The sequence below is a fragment of the Aquamicrobium sp. LC103 genome (assembly GCF_001014615.2).
Taxonomy (GTDB): domain Bacteria; phylum Pseudomonadota; class Alphaproteobacteria; order Rhizobiales; family Rhizobiaceae; genus LBCQ02.
In genome coordinates, this window is record NZ_LBCQ02000013.1 from 163,204 (window position 1) to 180,108 (window position 16,905).

General features: G+C 63.0%; 17 protein-coding genes. 8 read left to right on the forward strand and 9 right to left on the reverse strand.

Going from position 1 to position 16,905, the window contains the following annotated elements; all coding sequences use genetic code 11:
- The first annotated feature begins 127 nt into the window (after window positions 1–127).
- From XW59_RS23870 to XW59_RS23900, 7 genes are all read left to right on the forward strand, one after another.
- A complete protein-coding gene (locus XW59_RS23870; RefSeq protein WP_052958439.1) occupies window positions 128–1,375 on the forward strand; it encodes a cytochrome P450 in 1,248 nt (415 codons plus the stop codon).
- Window positions 1,372–1,590, forward strand: coding sequence for a ferredoxin (locus XW59_RS23875; protein ID WP_052958441.1), 219 nt, complete (start codon window positions 1,372–1,374; stop codon window positions 1,588–1,590). The genes XW59_RS23870 and XW59_RS23875 overlap by 4 nt, the downstream gene beginning before the upstream one ends.
- Window positions 1,591–1,595: 5 nt before the next feature.
- Window positions 1,596–1,949: a 2Fe-2S iron-sulfur cluster-binding protein gene (locus XW59_RS23880; protein ID WP_082137775.1), complete on the forward strand. Its 354-nt coding sequence runs from the start codon at window positions 1,596–1,598 to the stop codon at window positions 1,947–1,949.
- A gap of 55 nt (window positions 1,950–2,004) precedes the next feature.
- Complete coding sequence (locus XW59_RS23885; RefSeq protein WP_136068456.1) at window positions 2,005–3,021, forward strand: ABC transporter substrate-binding protein; 1,017 nt, start codon at window positions 2,005–2,007, stop codon at window positions 3,019–3,021.
- A 71-nt stretch (window positions 3,022–3,092) separates the two neighbouring features.
- The gene (locus tag XW59_RS23890) at window positions 3,093–3,935 is read left to right on the forward strand and encodes an acetoacetate decarboxylase family protein (RefSeq protein ID WP_047148203.1); all 843 of its coding nucleotides are present in this window, start codon (window positions 3,093–3,095) and stop codon (window positions 3,933–3,935) included.
- A 75-nt stretch (window positions 3,936–4,010) separates the two neighbouring features.
- Entirely contained in the window at window positions 4,011–4,904 is an 894-nt protein-coding gene (locus XW59_RS23895; protein WP_047148204.1) for an alpha/beta hydrolase, read from the forward strand.
- Between the two features lie 106 nt (window positions 4,905–5,010).
- Window positions 5,011–5,970 carry an ABC transporter substrate-binding protein gene (locus XW59_RS23900; RefSeq protein ID WP_047148205.1) on the forward strand — a complete coding sequence of 320 codons (960 nt, stop codon included), beginning with the start codon at window positions 5,011–5,013 and terminating at the stop codon, window positions 5,968–5,970.
- A 324-nt stretch (window positions 5,971–6,294) separates the two neighbouring features.
- Here XW59_RS23900 and XW59_RS23905 read toward each other — a convergent pair whose 3' ends face one another.
- From XW59_RS23905 to XW59_RS23940, 8 genes are all read right to left on the reverse strand, one after another.
- Window positions 6,295–7,320: an ABC transporter substrate-binding protein gene (locus XW59_RS23905; protein ID WP_047148206.1), complete on the reverse strand. Its 1,026-nt coding sequence runs from the start codon at window positions 7,318–7,320 to the stop codon at window positions 6,295–6,297.
- 185 nt (window positions 7,321–7,505) lie between these two features.
- Complete coding sequence (locus XW59_RS23910) at window positions 7,506–9,119, reverse strand: GMC family oxidoreductase N-terminal domain-containing protein (RefSeq protein ID WP_047148207.1); 1,614 nt, start codon at window positions 9,117–9,119, stop codon at window positions 7,506–7,508.
- 18 nt (window positions 9,120–9,137) lie between these two features.
- Window positions 9,138–10,304, reverse strand: a complete 1,167-nt coding sequence (locus XW59_RS23915; RefSeq protein ID WP_047148208.1) for an acyl-CoA dehydrogenase family protein — start codon at window positions 10,302–10,304, stop codon at window positions 9,138–9,140.
- Window positions 10,305–10,371: 67 nt separating this feature from the next.
- A complete protein-coding gene (locus XW59_RS23920; protein WP_170990204.1) occupies window positions 10,372–11,340 on the reverse strand; it encodes an ABC transporter substrate-binding protein in 969 nt (322 codons plus the stop codon).
- A 241-nt stretch (window positions 11,341–11,581) separates the two neighbouring features.
- Window positions 11,582–12,052, reverse strand: a complete 471-nt coding sequence (locus XW59_RS23925) for a MaoC family dehydratase (RefSeq protein WP_047148210.1) — start codon at window positions 12,050–12,052, stop codon at window positions 11,582–11,584.
- 35 nt (window positions 12,053–12,087) lie between these two features.
- Window positions 12,088–13,008, reverse strand: coding sequence for a TIGR03619 family F420-dependent LLM class oxidoreductase (locus tag XW59_RS23930; RefSeq protein WP_052958443.1), 921 nt, complete (start codon window positions 13,006–13,008; stop codon window positions 12,088–12,090).
- A gap of 146 nt (window positions 13,009–13,154) precedes the next feature.
- Window positions 13,155–14,279, reverse strand: a complete 1,125-nt coding sequence (locus XW59_RS23935; RefSeq protein WP_047148211.1) for a CaiB/BaiF CoA-transferase family protein — start codon at window positions 14,277–14,279, stop codon at window positions 13,155–13,157.
- Complete coding sequence (locus XW59_RS23940; RefSeq protein ID WP_082137777.1) at window positions 14,276–15,115, reverse strand: SDR family oxidoreductase; 840 nt, start codon at window positions 15,113–15,115, stop codon at window positions 14,276–14,278. The genes XW59_RS23935 and XW59_RS23940 overlap by 4 nt, the downstream gene beginning before the upstream one ends.
- 115 nt (window positions 15,116–15,230) lie before the next feature.
- Here XW59_RS23940 and XW59_RS23945 point away from each other — a divergent pair, with 115 nt between their 5' ends.
- Entirely contained in the window at window positions 15,231–16,088 is an 858-nt protein-coding gene (locus tag XW59_RS23945; protein ID WP_047148212.1) for a MaoC/PaaZ C-terminal domain-containing protein, read from the forward strand.
- 2 nt (window positions 16,089–16,090) lie between these two features.
- Here XW59_RS23945 and XW59_RS23950 read toward each other — a convergent pair whose 3' ends face one another.
- Complete coding sequence (locus XW59_RS23950; protein ID WP_047148213.1) at window positions 16,091–16,894, reverse strand: enoyl-CoA hydratase-related protein; 804 nt, start codon at window positions 16,892–16,894, stop codon at window positions 16,091–16,093.
- Between the last annotated feature and the right edge of the window lie 11 nt (window positions 16,895–16,905).

Here is a 16,905-nt window from a genome sequence, read left to right on the forward strand (position 1 = left end):
TCGTAGCAAGACCGACCGTCCCCCACAGTATCAGCCCACGCTTTACCATAGCCCTTGCCTGACTCTCGGACAAGTTGGCCCGACTCCCTGTCATGTGCGGCTGCGTTCCAAAGCCTATCCTACAGGCATGGTTTCGACACATGACAATACACAGGCCACGTTGCCTGCCGACGCCGCTTCAATTCCGGCGCATGTCCAGTCTCGCCTGGTCTACGATTTCGATTTCGTGCTTGCCCCACTCGGCGCACGGGAGCCGCAGCGCGAGGTCGGGAGGCTGCTTTTCGCCGAGGCGCCGGAAATATTCTTCACACCGCGCAATGGCGGCCATTGGGTGGTGACGCGTGCGGAGGTCGCCGTCGACATGCTGCGCAAAAGCGAGCTGTTCTCGGCAAATCCGCGGCACAACCCGGTGCGCGCATTCAAGCCGCCGTTACTCCCCGTCCAGTCCGATCCGCCGGATCACACCGAATACCGCAAGGTGCTGGGCGCCTTCTTCGCCCCCGGCAACATGCGCAAGCTAGAGCCGGATATCCGCACCTTCGCGGCCTCCCTCATCGACGGTGTGTTGGGCAATGGCGGCTGCGAGTTCATCGAAGAGATCGGCGAGGTCTTCCCGATCATCATCTTCCTGCGGCTGGTAGGCGCGGACATGCGCGATCGTCCGAGGCTTCTGGCCATGGCGCAGAAGTTCACGCGTTCCACCGATCCGCAGGACCGCGCGGCCGCCATCGCGGAGCTCGCCGCCTATCTGCGCGGGTTGCTCGAACAGCGGCGTGGCGAATCGGGAGACGACATCCTGAGCCGCTTCATCAAGTCGGATTACCAGGGACGTCCGCTGCACGCTCACGAGGAAGAGGGGCTGTCGACCCTGCTGTTCCTTGGCGGGCTCGACACGGTGAAATCGGTGCTGTCGTTCATCATGCTCTACCTCGCCCGCAATCCCGACCAGTTCGCAAAGCTGGTCGAGGAGCCGGACAAGATACCGGCAGCCATCGAGGAACTCATCCGAATCAACGGAGTATCTGTTCCCGAGCGCGGCGCTACGCATGATTTCGAGTATCGCGGCGTGCGTTTCCGCGAGAACGACAGGGTCATCTTCCTAACGCAGGTGATGGGTTTCGACGACCGAGCGGTCGCGGAGCCGGAGCGGGTGGATTTCGACCGGGAAGCGAGTCCGCACCTGAGTTTCGGCGCTGGCCATCATCGATGCGCCGGCTCGCACCTGGCCCGCATCGAGATAAGGGTCTTTCTCGAAGAATGGGTGAAGCGCATCTCGTCTTTCAGGCTCGATGCCGAACGCGGGGCGAAGATGGCTCCCGGCGTCGTCTGGACGCCCGATCGCGCATATCTGAAATGGGAGGCTCCACAGCCATGAGCGACGAAGTAGCCGTGCTGACCGTGCGGGTCGACCGCAGCATCTGCGCCGGGCATGCCCTGTGCGCGATGCGCGCTCCAGAAGTCTATGAGCTCGACGCGGAAGGGTTCTGCGCCTCCGACGGCAGGCAGGTGTCGGCGGTGTTGCGCCAGAAGGCCGAGCTTGGCGCCCGAATCTGTCCTGAAGCGGCCATCACATTGGAAGAGATAGGGTGAGCGCGATGGCCGACATCAACGCGGACGCCGCCGCATCGGTCGTCGTCCGCTTCCGCCTTGCCAACGGCACGACCGTGGAGGCGAGCGGCGCATGCGGCGCCAGCGTCATGGAAACCGCAATCTCCGGCTCCGTTCCGGGCATCCTGGCCGAATGTGGCGGCGCGCTTTCCTGTGCTACCTGCCATGTCTACGTGGACGAAGAGTGGCTCGACCGCTTCGGTCCGATGGATCCATTCGAGGATGAGATGCTGGAGGGCACCGCGTCGCCGCGCCAACGAGGCAGCCGCCTGTCGTGCCAGATCAGGCTTTCACCGGAACTGTCCGGAATCGTGTTGACGATCCCGCCGACACAATACTGACAGTCCGGTCCGCATGCGTGCCATATCATAGCTAGCCGACTGGGAGGATAAGCCAGTGAACCGCGTAGTGAAGTCAATATTGGGTGCGGGGGGCACGGTATTGTCCCTGGCGGCGGCATCGACCGCAAACGCCCAGGATACAATTCGCTGGGGAAACATCTCGGCCGCCGCGCTCAGCCACATGCCCTCGGTCATTCTCGAGCTCGACCCCGACATCGCCGCCCGACACGGCCTTGAGGTCGAGATCGTCGACTTCCGCGGCGGCAATTCGAACTGCATCGCCGCGCTGCTCAGCAGGGCCGTTGAAATCTGCCAGAATGGCGTATCCAGCGGCATGCACGCGATATCCGAAGGGGCGGGCATCCAGGCTTTCGCGACGATTTCCGGCCAATATGTTGAGATCGTGCTGACGGACGACGCCGTGGAGCGGATCGGGGTAGGCCCGGACGCGCCGGTTCAGGAGCGCCTTGCGGCCCTGAAGGGCCTGGAGATCGCGTCCGGCCCGGCCAGCACGACGATTTACTACATGTTGCAAGGCATGTTGGAGCAGGCGGGGATGGATGCCTCGGAGCTCAACATGCGGGTGCTGGTCGATCCGGTGGCGATGGTCGAGGGCGTGCGCAACAACCAGTTCGACGGCGCCATGTGGGCGGTCGGTTCGCTGGGGCCGACGCTTGCCGACGGTTCGGGCGTCCGCTACCTCTTGATGAGCCGCGACTTCCCGGAGATTGCGCAATATGCGGCGGTTGCGGCCTTCGCAAACGCCGATTGGCTTGAAAGCAATCCGGATCTTGCGAGGCGTGCTCGGGAGGCCGTGTCCGATGCCATCAAGGCGGCAAAGGCGGATCCCGCCAGATACTCCAAACTGCTGAAGGAGAAGTACCAGCCAGACCTCGAGCAGGTGGTCTGGGACGATGCTTTCGAACAGGCGCTTGCAATCTATATCGACGACGTCAACGGCAGCCGAGAAGGCTGGGATTTCTGGTTGAAGCGCATGGCGGCCGATACCGGAAAGGACTATTCCAACGTCTCCTACGACAAGGCTGTGTGGAAAGAGGCACAGTCCGATTGAGGCTGGGGGCCGTGACTCGTGTGAGCCGGTCCGCCCCGCCGACACCGCATATCAGGCCAGGGAATCTTGCAATGAACTACATCTATCGGATGCCGGTCGGTTTCGGCCCGTCATGGGGACCCCGGCAAGGGCCGGGCGGCAGGCGCTTCGAGGGATCTGTCTCGCGCACGACCTTCCTCACCTGGACCTACGCCACCGAGCCGGACCAGATGGCGCAGTGGCTGCCGCCGGGTTTCAGGCCCGCAGCCGATCCCGTGGTGACGATACGAGGCCTCTACAACAAGGATTTCGCCTGGCTCGCCGGGCGCGCCTACAATTATGTCGAGGTGCTCTTCCGTGCCGTCTTCAAGGGCGCGCAGGATGAAGTTGAGGGCGACTATGTTGCGGTCATGTGGGAGGGCATGGCGGACGCCTGCCTCGTCGGCCGCGACGAAGCGGGCCATCCCAAAATCTACGCCGAGGTGCCGGACACGGAGACGCGTGACGGCAACACTTATGGCGAGATGAGCTGGGAGGGCTTCAAGTTCTTCGAACACGAATATGAAGGGCTGGTGCTCGGCCCGTGGCCGCACGACAAGGAGGCGACCACGCCCATCGCTCCGATGGAGCAGAGCACAATGGTGCGGCCGCGGCTGCACTACAAATATTTCGCCAATGCCGAGACTATGGAGGTGCCGGATGTCGCCTATACGGTGATGACGCCGGCCGGCTCCTATGAGCAGCGCATACTGGAGCGCTGGACGGGTCCTGCGCGTGTCGAGTTCGTTCGCTCGTGCTGGGAGGATCTGCCGACATTCGGCTACATGTCCAATGCGATGGCCGACCTCCCCGTGGTGGAGGACAGGGGTGGTGCTATGACCCGCGTCCTGCGTGGCTTCAACGATCTGCGAGGCAGCCTGAAGATACTGAAGTAGGCGGTGCGGCATCCGGCTGGGATCGCACGATGACGTCTGTCCGCCGGCGGCGGAGGAGGGGGAGGAGCAGGGACGATGTTCAAAGGGTTCGAGCGCAAGCTGGTCGATGTCGGCGAGGTATCCATTAACTGCGTGACGGGCGGGCAGGGCTCGGCGGTTCTGCTGCTCCATGGCTACCCGCAAAGCCTCGTGGAATGGGCAAAGGTAGCGCCCTCCCTGGCCAGGGAGTTCACCGTCGTCTGTGTGGATCTTCGCGGCTATGGCGACTCGTCGAAGCCGCGCGGACAGGCTGATTTCTCGAACTACTCATTCCGCGCCATGGCGGCCGACCAAGTCCGGCTCATGGCAGCGCTCGGCTTCGAACGATTCCACGTCGTCGGGCATGACCGCGGCGCACGCGTTGCACATCGCATGGCGCTTGATTGGACCGATCGCGTCCTGTCGCTTGCCGTGCTCGACATCGTGCCCACCTATGACATGTACAACAACGTCACCCGTACGCTCGCGGCAACGTTCTGGAGCTGGTACTTCCTGCCGCTCGCTGAGCCGCTGCCCGAGCGAATGATCGGTGCCGATCCGGACTTCTTCTACGAAAGCCTGATGGCACGCGTCGGCGGAAACGGACCGCAGTTCTTCGAGCCGGAGATGATGGACGAATACCGCCGCTGCTGGCGTGATCCCGACGCGATCCACGCTTGGTGCTGCGACTATCGCGCGGGTGCCTCCATTGACCTTCAACATGACGAAGCCGATCTCGGGCGCAAGATCGGTTGCCCCACGCTGGCCCTGTGGGGGGCTGACGGCAAGATGTGCAAAATCTTCGACATCGAGGCGCATTGGCGTGAGCGTTGCTCGCATCTCAGCACCGCTTCCGTGCCGGGCGGCCACTGGTTTCCCGAACAGAGTGCGGCGGAAACCGCCGCCATCCTTGCCGCGCATCTGCGGGGAGAACTGCCGCCAGTGTCCTGAACCTGACACGATCGCGAATACGGGAGGAACACGCATGACACATCGATCCCACAAGATCGCTTCACGATTCGTCGCACCCGTCCTTGCGGCCGGGTTCGCGCTCCTTATGGCCAGTTCTGCCTTCGCCGAGCCGGCCAAGATCCGTTGGGGCAACTCGTCTTCCGCTTCCATGGCGCTGTCGACTGCCGAAATGGTTGCGCTCGATGAGGAGTTGCAGCGCAAGCACGATATCGCGGTGGAAATGACCGATTTCCATGGTAACTCAGTTAACTGCATTGCCGCGCTCGTGGCGGATGCAGTCGACATATGCCAAGTGGGCATCACGACTGGCTTGAACGCGATCGCTGAAGGCGCAGAATTCAAGGCGATTGCCGCACTCGGCGGGCAGGTGATGGAGATCGTCATTTCAAAAGACGTCGCCGAACGTGTCGGCATGGATTCCGACACGCCGCTGGACAACAGGATCGAAGCGTTGAAGGACTTGCAAATCGTCGGAGCCGGGCCGGGCACACCAACCTATATGCTGCTGGACGCGATCATGCAGCGTGTCGGAATGACGGTCGTCGAAGACCTGAATTTCCGGACCCTTACAGATACGGCGGCGATGAACGAGGGCATTCGCGGTGGCCAGATCGACGGTGCGCTGTGGTCTCCCGGCGGGCTGGCGCCCGTCCTGTCGGATGGCAGCGGGGTGCGGGTGCTCAGCCTGGCCACGGCGGATATCCCGGAGATGAGCAACATCGCGTTGACCGGCGTCTTCACCAAGAGCGCGTGGCTCGACGGCAACCCGGATGTCGCCCGGCGCGCCAAGGCAGCACTGGTCGAGGCTGTGGCCAAGCTGCGGGCGGACCCCGAGGGCTACAGCGCGGCCTACAAGCAGGCGCAGCTCCCCGAATTGCCGGAAGAGATGTGGCAAGAGGTGCTGACCCAGAACCTGCTGGCTTTCTTCGGCGACATGACGGGCACGAAGGAAGGCTGGGATTTCTGGATCGAGCAGATGACGGCGGAAGGCAAGGAGAACGCGGAGCGCGCGTCCTTCGACAATACCTTCGTCGCCGTCGAGTAGACTTCGGAGAGAATTGTCTCCAGTCTAGGCCCGGACGCGTCGGCCTGCGTCCCGAGCAAGGCTGCGTAGAACGATGTAAGAACGATTTTGGAGGCTCCGGTTTGACCGGGGCCTCCTTTGGTTGCGCGCCGATGAGTTGCGTGCCGGCAACCCGCAGGGGGCTGGAGGAGAGGGCCGAGCCGGCCGCTGCCCGCGATGCGTACGACAACGGTATTTGCATGAAAATGGCCACCCCGTTTCCGAGGCGGCCATGCTGTGTCGATCTGCCCTGCTTCCAAGATAGTTCGGAGCGGAGGAGCTCTCCGTTCCGCTGTCGCGGATCAGCTATTCGAGCGTGTCGAAGGCGTGGGCGAACGCGGCCTTTTCGGAACCTTCCTTGCCCTCGGTTTTCATGATGTCGATCCAGAAGTCCCAGCCGGGGGCGGTACCGGTCATGTCGTCAAAGAACGCCACGAGGTTCTGGTCGACGATGTTATTCCACGTTTCGTCAGGCATGGCCTCGAGATAGGTCTTCTTGTATTCCTCGCCGTAACCTCGCGGATCGGCACGCCACTTCTGGAGCGCCTCCACCATGGCGGCCTTCGCACGCTTGGCGGTGTCCCGGTTTGCTTCGAGCCACGAGGTGTTGGCGTAGATGGCCGTCAGCGCGACGCCTTTGAATTCCGGGAAGTCGCCGCGTGCCAGGCTGATGACCTGAACGGCGCTGCCGTCCCCCAATGCCGGGCCTAGAGCTCCCAGCGACCACCACACACCGTCGATCGCGCCATTGCGCACGCCCTCGTTCATCGCGGTTATATCCACCAGCGTCCGGAACTGCAGGTCGTTGATGCTGAGGCCCGCTTTTTTCAGCATGACATCGAGCAGCATATAGTTCGGCGTGCCCGGGCCGGAGCCGGTGATCTGGAGGCCCTTGAGCTTGCTCAGGCGCTCCTTGATAGGCTCGTCGGCGGTCACAGCCACGCGCTCGGCGGTGGCCTTGTTCAGGGCGAGCTCGCCGACCTGGCCGCCCATCATAGAGAACGACTTGATCGCCGCGCCCTCAGCGATGGCATAGAGGCCCGTCGAGATTCCGGTCTGGCAGAAGTCGACCGCGTTGCCGATCAGGGCGGCCATGCAGTTGGACGAGTTGCCCTGGAAATTGATCATCTCGACCTTGATGCCGTGCTTCTTCTGCAATTCGGGGTCGAGCGCGAGAATGGCCGAAAGCGCGTGCGGCACGGCCGCGGGCGCGGTATTGCCCCAGCGGATCGTCACTTCCTGAGCGCTTGCCGCCGGAACGGCAAGCGCCAGCGCGACGCCGAGCATTACAGCTTGCGCGCGACCCCGAAGGCCGGCCTTGAGAACGGTCATGTGATTTCCTCCCGAATGCAGCGATCTCGCTGAAGCATTTCACTGGCATGTACCGGCAGCGGTCTTGCGGCTCGAAAGCCGACATTGTGCGCCTTCTCCCCCAGCATGCCCGAATTCACGATAACCAGGGAAACGATGCTGCGTCAACAATAGAGAATAGTATTCTCTATTCAGAATATAACGACCTAGCGATGCTCAGGTTCGGAAATGAGATCGGCCGCCTTCTCCGCGATCATCATCGTAGCCGCCATCGTATTGGCCGAAACCATCGACGGCATCACCGACGCATCGGCCACGCGCAAGCCGTCAATGCCGTAGACACGCAACTGGGCATCCACCACCGCCGTCGGGTCGCTGCGCGGCCCCATCCGTGTCGAACCGACCAGGTGGTAGGTTCCATGTCCGCCGGCGCGCGCATAGGAAAGCAAGTCTTCGTCGCTTTGCGTAGCTGGCCCCGGCGTCGTTTCGCTCTCGACCATTCGAGCCATGGCGGGTGCAGCCATGATGGAGCGGGCAAGCTTCATGCCTCCCACGAGGACCTGCTTGTCGCTTTCTTCCGCCAGATAGTTCGGTTGGATCGCGGGCGGAACGGAAGGGTCGGGCGAGACGATGCGAACATAACCGTGGCTGTTGGGGCGCAACTGCCACACACCGACCGTAAAGCCAGGAAATGCGTCCAGCTTGCCGGTCAGGCCCTCGGCGAAGGATGCCGGTGTGAAGGTTATGACGATATCCGGCCGGTCAAGATCCGGCCGCGATTTCCAGAAGACGTTGCCCAGCACCAGCCCGAAACTCAGGACGTTGGGACGCCCCGCCAACCATCGCGCAATCTGTCCGAGCAGACGCGGTCCCCGGGTCAGTTCGTTGATCGTGGTGACGCCGCGGGAGCGGTAGACCATGCGCGCGGCGTAGTGATCGCGCAGGTTGAGGCCGACCCCGGGCAGCGCTTGCTGCGCCGGTACGCCTATGTCAGCGAGATGTGCCGGATCGCCGATCCCGGAAAGTTGTAGCAGCTTGGGTGTGTTGATGACGCCGGCGCAGAGTACCACCTCGTGTTGGGCGCGGACCTGCATCTGTTGCCCATGCCGCCGGTATTCGACGCCGGCTGCGCGCCTGCCGTCGAGCAGGATGCGTGTCGCCGGCGCGTTCGTGCGGACATCAATGCGTCCGGAGCGTTGCGCGGGTCGCAGCAGACGTTTCAACGCATTTTGCCGCCATCCGCGCTCGATCGTATATTGATAGCGTCCGGAGCCGTCCTGTCGTGCGCCGTTATAGTCCGGGTTGAACGGGATGCCGACCTGCCCGGCCGCAGAGACGAACGTGTCGACGGTTTGCTCGCGCCACTGGAGATCGGTTACGGGAATCGCGCCAAGCCCGCCGCGGTACTGGTCGTCGTCGGCGATACCGACACGCCGTTCCGTCTTCCGGAAATAGGGCAGCACGTCCGCATAGGACCAACCGGGATTGCCCCCGGCTGCCCAACTGTCGAAATCCTTTGCCTGCCCGCGCACATAGATCATGCCATTGATAGACGCGGAGCCGCCGAGCACGCGGCCCTGAATGGCGGATAGTCGCCGTCCATCGATGTGCGGCCCCGGTTCGGTCTGGAATCCCCAGGTGTAGCGTGTGCCGAAGACCACCTTGATAAATCCGGCGGGGATGTGAAGCCAGGGGTCCCGGTCGCCCGGACCAGCTTCCAGCAGGCACACGGTGACGCCCGGTCGTTCGGCCAGACGCGCCGCGAGAACACAGCCCGCAGCACCACCGCCGACGATCACATAGTCGAATTCTTCCGCCATGGGATTTGCACCAGGTTCTCAAAACGAGCGCGGTAATCCGAGTATCTTCTCCGCGATGTAGGAGAGAACGAGGTTTTGCGAGATCGGCGCGATCTTCCAGACGCGCGCTTCGCGAAAGTAGCGTTCGATGTGATATTCACGCGCATAGCCGTAGCCGCCCAGCGTCTGCATGGCGCGGTCGGTCGCCTCGAACGCGGCTTCCGTGCCGAGATATTTGGCGATGTTGGCGAGATCGCCGCAGGGTATGTCGTTGTCGTAAAGCCAGGCCGCCTTCAGCGTCAGGATTTCGGCCGCCTCCAGCTTGGCGAGCGAATCCGCCAGCGGGAACTGGACGCCTTGGTTTTGTCCTATCGCGCGGCCGAAAACGGTGCGTTCCCCCGCATATTGCGTGGCGCGACGGATTGCGGCGCGACCAAGCTGGATCGCCGAGTAGGCAACGAGAATGCGCTCGGCGTTAAGGCCGTCGAGCAGATGCTGGAAGCCGCGCCCTTCCTCACCGATCAGGTCGCTTTCGTGCACGCGCAGATTGTCGTACCAGACCTCGCAGGACGAGATCGCGTTGCGACCCATCTTCGGGATCGGGCGGATGGTCACCGCCGAAGGATCAAGATCGGCGAGGAACAGCGTCATACCGTCCGTCTTCTTCTTGCACTGGTCGAGCGGAGTGGTACGCGTGAGCAGCATCACCTTGTTCGACTGCTCGGCCTTGGAGGTCCAGACCTTGCGTCCGTTGATGGTGTAGTGATCGCCGTCGCGCTTGGCGGAGGTGGTGATTTTGGTCGTGTCGGTGCCGGCATCGGGCTCCGTCACGCCAAAGCAGACATGCAGATCGCCGGACACGAGGGAGGGAAGGTACTTTTCCCGCATCGCATCAGAGCCGAACTTGACGACAGGGCTCATGCCGAAGATGCCGACATGGACCGCCGTGCAGCCGGAAAGGCCCGCACCCGAGCCGGAAACCGCGCCCATGATGAGCGCTGCCTCGGTCAGGCCAAGGCCAGAGCCACCATATTCCTCGGGAATCGTGACGCCAAGGAAGCCGTTCGAGACGAAGGTGTTGTAGAACTCCCACGGGAATTCATGCCGGTCGTCCTTGCCTTCCCAGTATTCGTCCGGGAAGTCCGTCATGATCGCCTCTACCGCGGAGCGAATGGCGACCTGTTCTTCGGTAAGGTTGTAGTCCATGGCAGGTCCTCCTCCGCGATGGATAGGTCCACGGACCGAACGCATGTTCGGCCCGCTTCATGTCAGGCTAGTTCGACCGTGCAGCTTCGAGCACGACGTTCTCGAACACGGCGCGCGTGTAATCCTTGCCCGAGCTCGTCTGCTGGATTTCAAGGAAGCGCTGCCAGCTTTCCGCATCGACGCCCGCGCCCTGGATGAAGGTCGGGATCGCCTGCTCGTATCCGTCCTTCCAGAGTTCGGCCTCAAGGTCCGGGAAGTATTTGGCGCGGATCAACTCCGCCGACTCCTCCGGCCGGTCGCGCAGGCGTGCATTGGCATCTGCATAAGCGGCGTGGATACGCCGCGCCACGTCCGGATGCTGCTCCACCCAGTCCTTTCGTGCGAACGCGGTAATGAAAGGCAGGCCCTGGAAATTCTCGACGTCGCCGCGCGCGAAGCTGATCCAGCGCACGCCCTTGCCTTCCAAGACGACCGGGCTTAGTGAGCCCACGGTCCACAGCGCGCCATCGAGGGCGGCGTTGCGGATGCCCTCGATCATAGCGGGCACTTCCGCCAACGTGCGGTAGCGAATGTCGGAGATCGAAAGACCGACCGTCTGCATCATGGAGTCGAACATCGTGTAGTAGGCGCTGCCCGGCGCGGAGGTGACGATCGACAGGCCGGAGAGCGCCCGGATACGGTCCTCCACCGGAGCGTCGGCATTTACCGACAGCGATTCCACGGCTTTCGACGACAGCACGAACTCACCGTTCGGGCCCGACACGATAGCTACAGCCACGAGATCAGCGCCTTCTGCAATCGCATCCGTGCCGGTCGGCGTGCCAACCTGGCAGATCTCGACAGCCTCCGAGATCAGGGCGGCGATGCAGTTGGGCGACGCTCCGCGCAGGTCGGTGACCTCCAGTTCCAGGCCTTGGGCTGCGAAGATTTCAGGATTAGCGGCCGCTAGCGCGATCGGCGCGTGCGCGATGTTGATGGCCGCTGCGGCGACGCGGACCTTGTCCTGTGCTTGCGCGAATGATGGCAGTGCGGCCATCGCCCCCGCGATCGCGGCGGCTGCGATAACCGACTTTCCGAGATTCTTAGACATGAAATCCTCCCTTGAGTGCGCACGCGCCCGGCCATCGGGCCGCTCCCGCGAAGCTATAGCGGAGCGCAGGGTATACCTCAATCAGTATTCTTTATAGGGAATATAATTCTCTATTGAGTAAGGCGGAAATCTTGAATGGTGGACGGCCGAGGCTCTCTTGGAGGGGCTATCGCTGGCGGCGTGTTGTTTAGTCCTGTGAGCGTATTGCGCCCGATTTCTTGAGCATCAGGCCGGCGCGAACCGCGGTGACGACCACTTCGTCGCGCTGGTTGTAGCCGTAGTGCTTGAAGATCACGACGCCGGCGTTCGGATGCTTCCTGCTCTCGCGCCTGGAGACGATGTGGGTCTCGCCGCGCAGCGTGTCGCCAATCCGCACCGGGTTGGGAAAGCGGATTTCCTCGTAGCCAAGGTTGCCGAGCGTCGTGCCGAGCGTCGTGTCTCGTACCGAAATGCCGCCGATGAAGGACAGCGTCCACAGGCTGTTGACGACACGCGTGCCATGCAGCGTGTTCTTCGAAAATTCGTCGTCGAGATGCAGCGGTTGGTCATTGTGCGCGAGCGCGGTGAACAGGATGTTGTCGACATCCGTGACGGTGCGCGTGACGACATGCTTGAACACCATGCCCGGTTCGAGTTCCTCGTAATATTTGCCGCTCATCGCTGGCTCCTTGCATATCTGAAATTGCAGCTGCGTCAGCTGACGAAATCGGCGAAGCGCTTCAGCTCGTCGATCTGCTCGCGCGCCGACTTGCCGGTGAAGCGGGCATGAAGGTGCTTCGCGCCCAGGTCATGCAGCGCCTTGATCTCATCCAGTACCTTCTCCTTGGGCTTGCCGCTTGGATGAATGCCGATCTCCAGTGCCAGTTCGGTCTCGGGATCGCGGCCCAGGTCGCGAGCGTATTGGTTGACGCGGTTGATGGAGGCGATCGCCTCGTCGTTCAGCGTGCGCTCTCCATTCGGCACTGCGAAAAGCGGGCACCAGCCGTCAGCCAATTTGGCGATGCGCTTCTCCGCGGCTTCCGGCGGCACCGGATTGTCGGTACGGCCGGCGCCGAGCCAAATCGGGATAGGCTGCTGCAACGGCTTCGGATTGATGCCGACATCGCGCATGGTGTCGAACATGCCCTCATGCGTCACGGTTTCCTCTGTCCACAGCCGGCGCAGGAGAGGGATTTGCTCGTCGGCGCGCTTGCCGCGATCCTTCAGCGACCAACCCATCGCCTCGAACTCGACGGAATTGTAGCCAAGCCCGCAAGCAAGGAGCGCACGACCGCCTGATAGGAAGTCGACTTCCGCCGCCTGCTTCGCGACCAGCGCCGTCTGGCGCTGCGGCAGATTGAGCACGCCCGTCACGAGCTTGATGTTCTTGGTAAGCGCCGCGAGATAGGCCATCAGCGTGAACACCTCGTGATGGGCGCTTACGTGCGTGTAGGGCGTCTGGTCCATCTCCGGGTGCTTTTCGGCGACCACGCCCACCACGTGATCCACGAAACGCATCTTGTGATAGCCGAGCTGATCGGCCGTGGTGATGAACTCCATCATGCCGTGCCAGTCAGCATTATGCGTGAACTCGTTCACGTTCACTGCGAATTCGACGGTTCCGTCACCCAGCAAGGCTGCCTCCCAATCAATAGTTATCCATACAACTTTGTATCGTAGATAGAAAGATGTCAAGGCATATGACCGTGCTGTCGTTGGATATCGATGTAGCTGCCTGTTCCGCACGAAAACGTGCCGATGGCTGATTTATGGGCTTCGATCTAGTTGCCGCCGGCTTGACCAGACAAGATGGCTTGATCGGACCATCTTTCCAGCGCTTCACCAAGGCTGAGTGACACGCGTCGCTCGGTGAATATCCGCGAAGGGGTTCGGGAAAAGCGCGGCGCTGGAGCCGGCTGCGTCAATCCCTCATGCTCGACGAACGTTCCCCGCGCGGCAAGGTGAGGGTGCTTGGGCGCATCGCCGAGGGCGACGACTGGCGTGAAGCAGGCATCCGTGTGCTCGAGCATCGCCAGCCATTCGGCGCGAGGCCGCGTTGCAATGCGCTCTGCAAGTCTCCCACGCAGGGTAGCGAAGGCCGCCGAGTCCATCCGGTCCGTGAAGTCCTTCGCCTCGAAGCCGAGATGGCGCAGCAGCTCGGCATGAAACTGGGGTTCGATCGCGCCCACCGCTACTTCGAGCCCGTCGGCGCAGCGGTAGACGCCGTAATAGGATGCGCCGCCGTCGAGCATGTTGGCCTCGCGACGGTCGGCCCACATGCCGGCGCAGCGCATTTCCACGAATAGCGACATCAGCGAGGCCGCGCCGTCCACCATGGCCGCGTCCACGATCTGCCCGCGGCCGGTGCGAGCGGCGGAGATAATGCCGGCCAGCACTCCAAGCGCCAGATAAAGCGCGCCGCCGCCATAGTCGCCAACGAGGTTGAGCGGCGGCACCGCGCGCTCCGCCGTGCCGATCGCTGCGAGCGTGCCGGTGACGGCAATGTAGTTGATGTCATGACCGGCATAAGAAGCAAGTGGCCCTTCCTGCCCCCAGCCCGTCATGCGGCCGTAGACCAGACGGGGGTTCAGGGCGAGCAGGGGCTCGGGGCCGAGCCCGAGCCGTTCCATGACGCCTGGCCGGAAGCCTTCGATCAATGCATCCGCGCCGGCCAGAAGCGCCTTGACCTGCTCGATGTCGTCCGCGTTCTTGAGGTTGGCGGTGACGGTCGGGCGGCTGCGCCCGGTCACCTTGTCGGGAACGATCGGGCTGGCGTTCGGGCGGTCGATGCGCACGATGTCGGCGCCCATATCCGCAAGCAACATCGCAGCGAAAGGGGCAGGCCCCAGTCCCACGAATTCCACGATGCGCAATCCGGCAAGCGGGCCTTCCGCCTCGTCGCTCATCGTGCTTGCGGGGCCGCTTTATCCGCGTGGGGCTGGATCATGTGTAGGCCTGAGCCGAGGTGGGCAGCTCCATCGATCTGGATCAATTGGCCGGTCATCAACGAGCCCGCCGGGCTGGCGAGAAAAGCGACCAACTCGGCAACCTCCTCGACCGATGTCGCCCTTCGCATCGGCGTTGCCTCGATCAGTGAAGCGAGCATCGATTGCGCAGAGGGATTGTCCAGTCCCTCGCTCATGACCACGCCGGGACCGATGCAGTTCAACCGAACGCCGTCGGCAGCCCATTCGAGCGCCATGGTGCGTGTCATGGCCAATACCCCCGCGCGTGCCGCCAACGAATGGGCCAGCCCCATGGACCCGCGATCGACTCCGGAGAGCGAGATCGAGATGACGGCTCCGCGCGAGCTTTTCAGGAAAGGATAGGCAGCCCTGGTGACGGTGAAGATCGCGCTGAGGTTGACGTCGATCACGGCATCCCAGCCTTTGCGGCTGATCTCGGCGGCGGGCGCGTAAAACTGTCCACCTGCATTGTTGACGAGCAGGTCTATCCCGAACTCCTCCCCCGCGCCCGCGACAAGAGCTTCGGCTGCCTCGGGATCGCGGAGATTGCAGGGCTTGTAGACGAACCGACCGGGCAATGCGACCGCCATCCGGGCCGTTTCCTCAAGCTTGTCATCGCGCCTGCCGGTGCCGAAAACCGTCATGCCGAGTGTTGCGAGCCTGAGCGCGATCGCCCGGCCGATGCCGGAGCCGGCGCCCGAGACAAAGGCGGACTTCCGTTCGAGTAAGCCCGGATGCAGAACCTCGCAGGCCTGTCCGAGAGCGTTATCGCGCATGATGTTTCCTCCCGTAACCAGACAGCCTAGCGTTGCCTCCGCATAGCGGCAAGAGATTATCTCTATACAGAACGATATTCTTGATAAAGAATATATTCGATACATAGGAGCGCGTATGATCGATCCGCGTGAACTGCTGCGTCTCGACATTCCGGTGACCGAGCAACGCTGGGACGAGCGGGACTGCGCGCTCTATGCGCTCGGCGTCGGCCTCGGTGCCGATCCGTTGGACGGGCGGCAACTGTCTTTTCTCGACGAGCGACGGATGATCGTGGCCGCGCCCACAATGGCCACCGTTCTCGCCTACAAGGGGTTTTGGATCGAGCAGGTGCCGGCCGGGGTCGAGGTCGCCGGTGTGCTGCATGCCGAGCAACGTCTTGAACTCCATCGTCCCTTGCCCTGCCGCGGATATGCATTGCGCAAGACGCGGCCGACCGGCGTGGTGGACCGGGGCGATCGAGGTGCGCATATATTCATCCGGGAAACGATCGAGCATGCCGAGGATGGCGGTCCACTGGCGACGCTCTCTTCCCGCATCGTCAGCCGAGGTGATGGCGGCTGCGGTTCCACCCGCGAGGCTCCGGGGCGGCGCAGGGCCGTGCCTGATCGGGTACCCGATCTTACCTTCGAAGTGCCGACGCTGCCGCAACAAGCGCTGCTCTATAGGCTCTCCGGCGATCACAACCCGCTGCACCTGGATCCGACTTTCGCTCGCGGTGCGGGTTTCGGACGTCCGATCCTCCACGGGCTGGGGACGTTCGGCATGGTCGGCATGGCCCTGCTCGGCCGACTGTGCGACTTCCGGTCCGAACGCTTCCGGTCACTCGACGTGCGGTTCAGCGCGGTCGTGTTTCCCGGCGAAACGCTTGAGGTTTCGGTTTGGTCGACAGGCGAGGGCGAGGCGATGTTCAGTGCGGGGGTGGCCGGACGCGGCGCCGTGCTGGACGCCGGCGTGTTCGGTTTCGCGCCGTGACGCTACTTTCCCGTGTATGAGGGCGCGCGCTTCTCGACGAGCGCCGCTACGGCTTCCGCCTGATCGTCGGTGTTTTGCACGATCGCCTGGAAAGCCGCGGCCAGTTCGAGGCTGTCCGGTAGCGACATGGAAGCCGACTGGCGCATAAGGCGCTTGTTGAGGCGGACGCTGCGCGGAGGGAAAGTGGCGATCTTCTCGGCGACCGCAATAGCTTCATCGAGCAGGTTCTCCGCCGGGACGATGCGCGTCGCCAACCCCCAGCGTTCTGCGCGCTCCGCCTCGACCATCTCGCAGGTCAGGGCCATCTCGACCGCTCGTGGCATTCCCACAACCCGCGGCAGGAACCATGCGCCGCCATCGCCGGGAACCAGGCCCACGCGAAGAAAGCTCTCGGCGAACCTCGCGGCGGGCGATGCGATGCGGATGTCGGCCATGCAGGCGAGGTCGCAGCCGGCGCCGATCGCGACGCCGTTCACCGCCGCCACCACCGGAACATCGAGGGCATGAAAAGCCAACGGTATCTGCTGAATGTGGTTGCGATAGCCTTCCTGCATGTCATGCGGGCTGCCGGCGAACATTTCGTGCGATCTGTTGTACATGTCCTGTACGTTGCCGCCGGACGAAAACACTTCGCCCGCGCCGGTCAGGACGATTGCGCTGAGCGAGGTGTCGGCGTTTGCATCACGCAGGAACGAGACGAGGTCGTGAATGATGCCACGGGAGAGCGCATTTCGGGTCTTCGGTTCGTTAAGGGTGAGGACCGCGACCCGTCCGTGGCGCTTGATGATGACTGGCTGTTCCGACATGCACTCCTCCA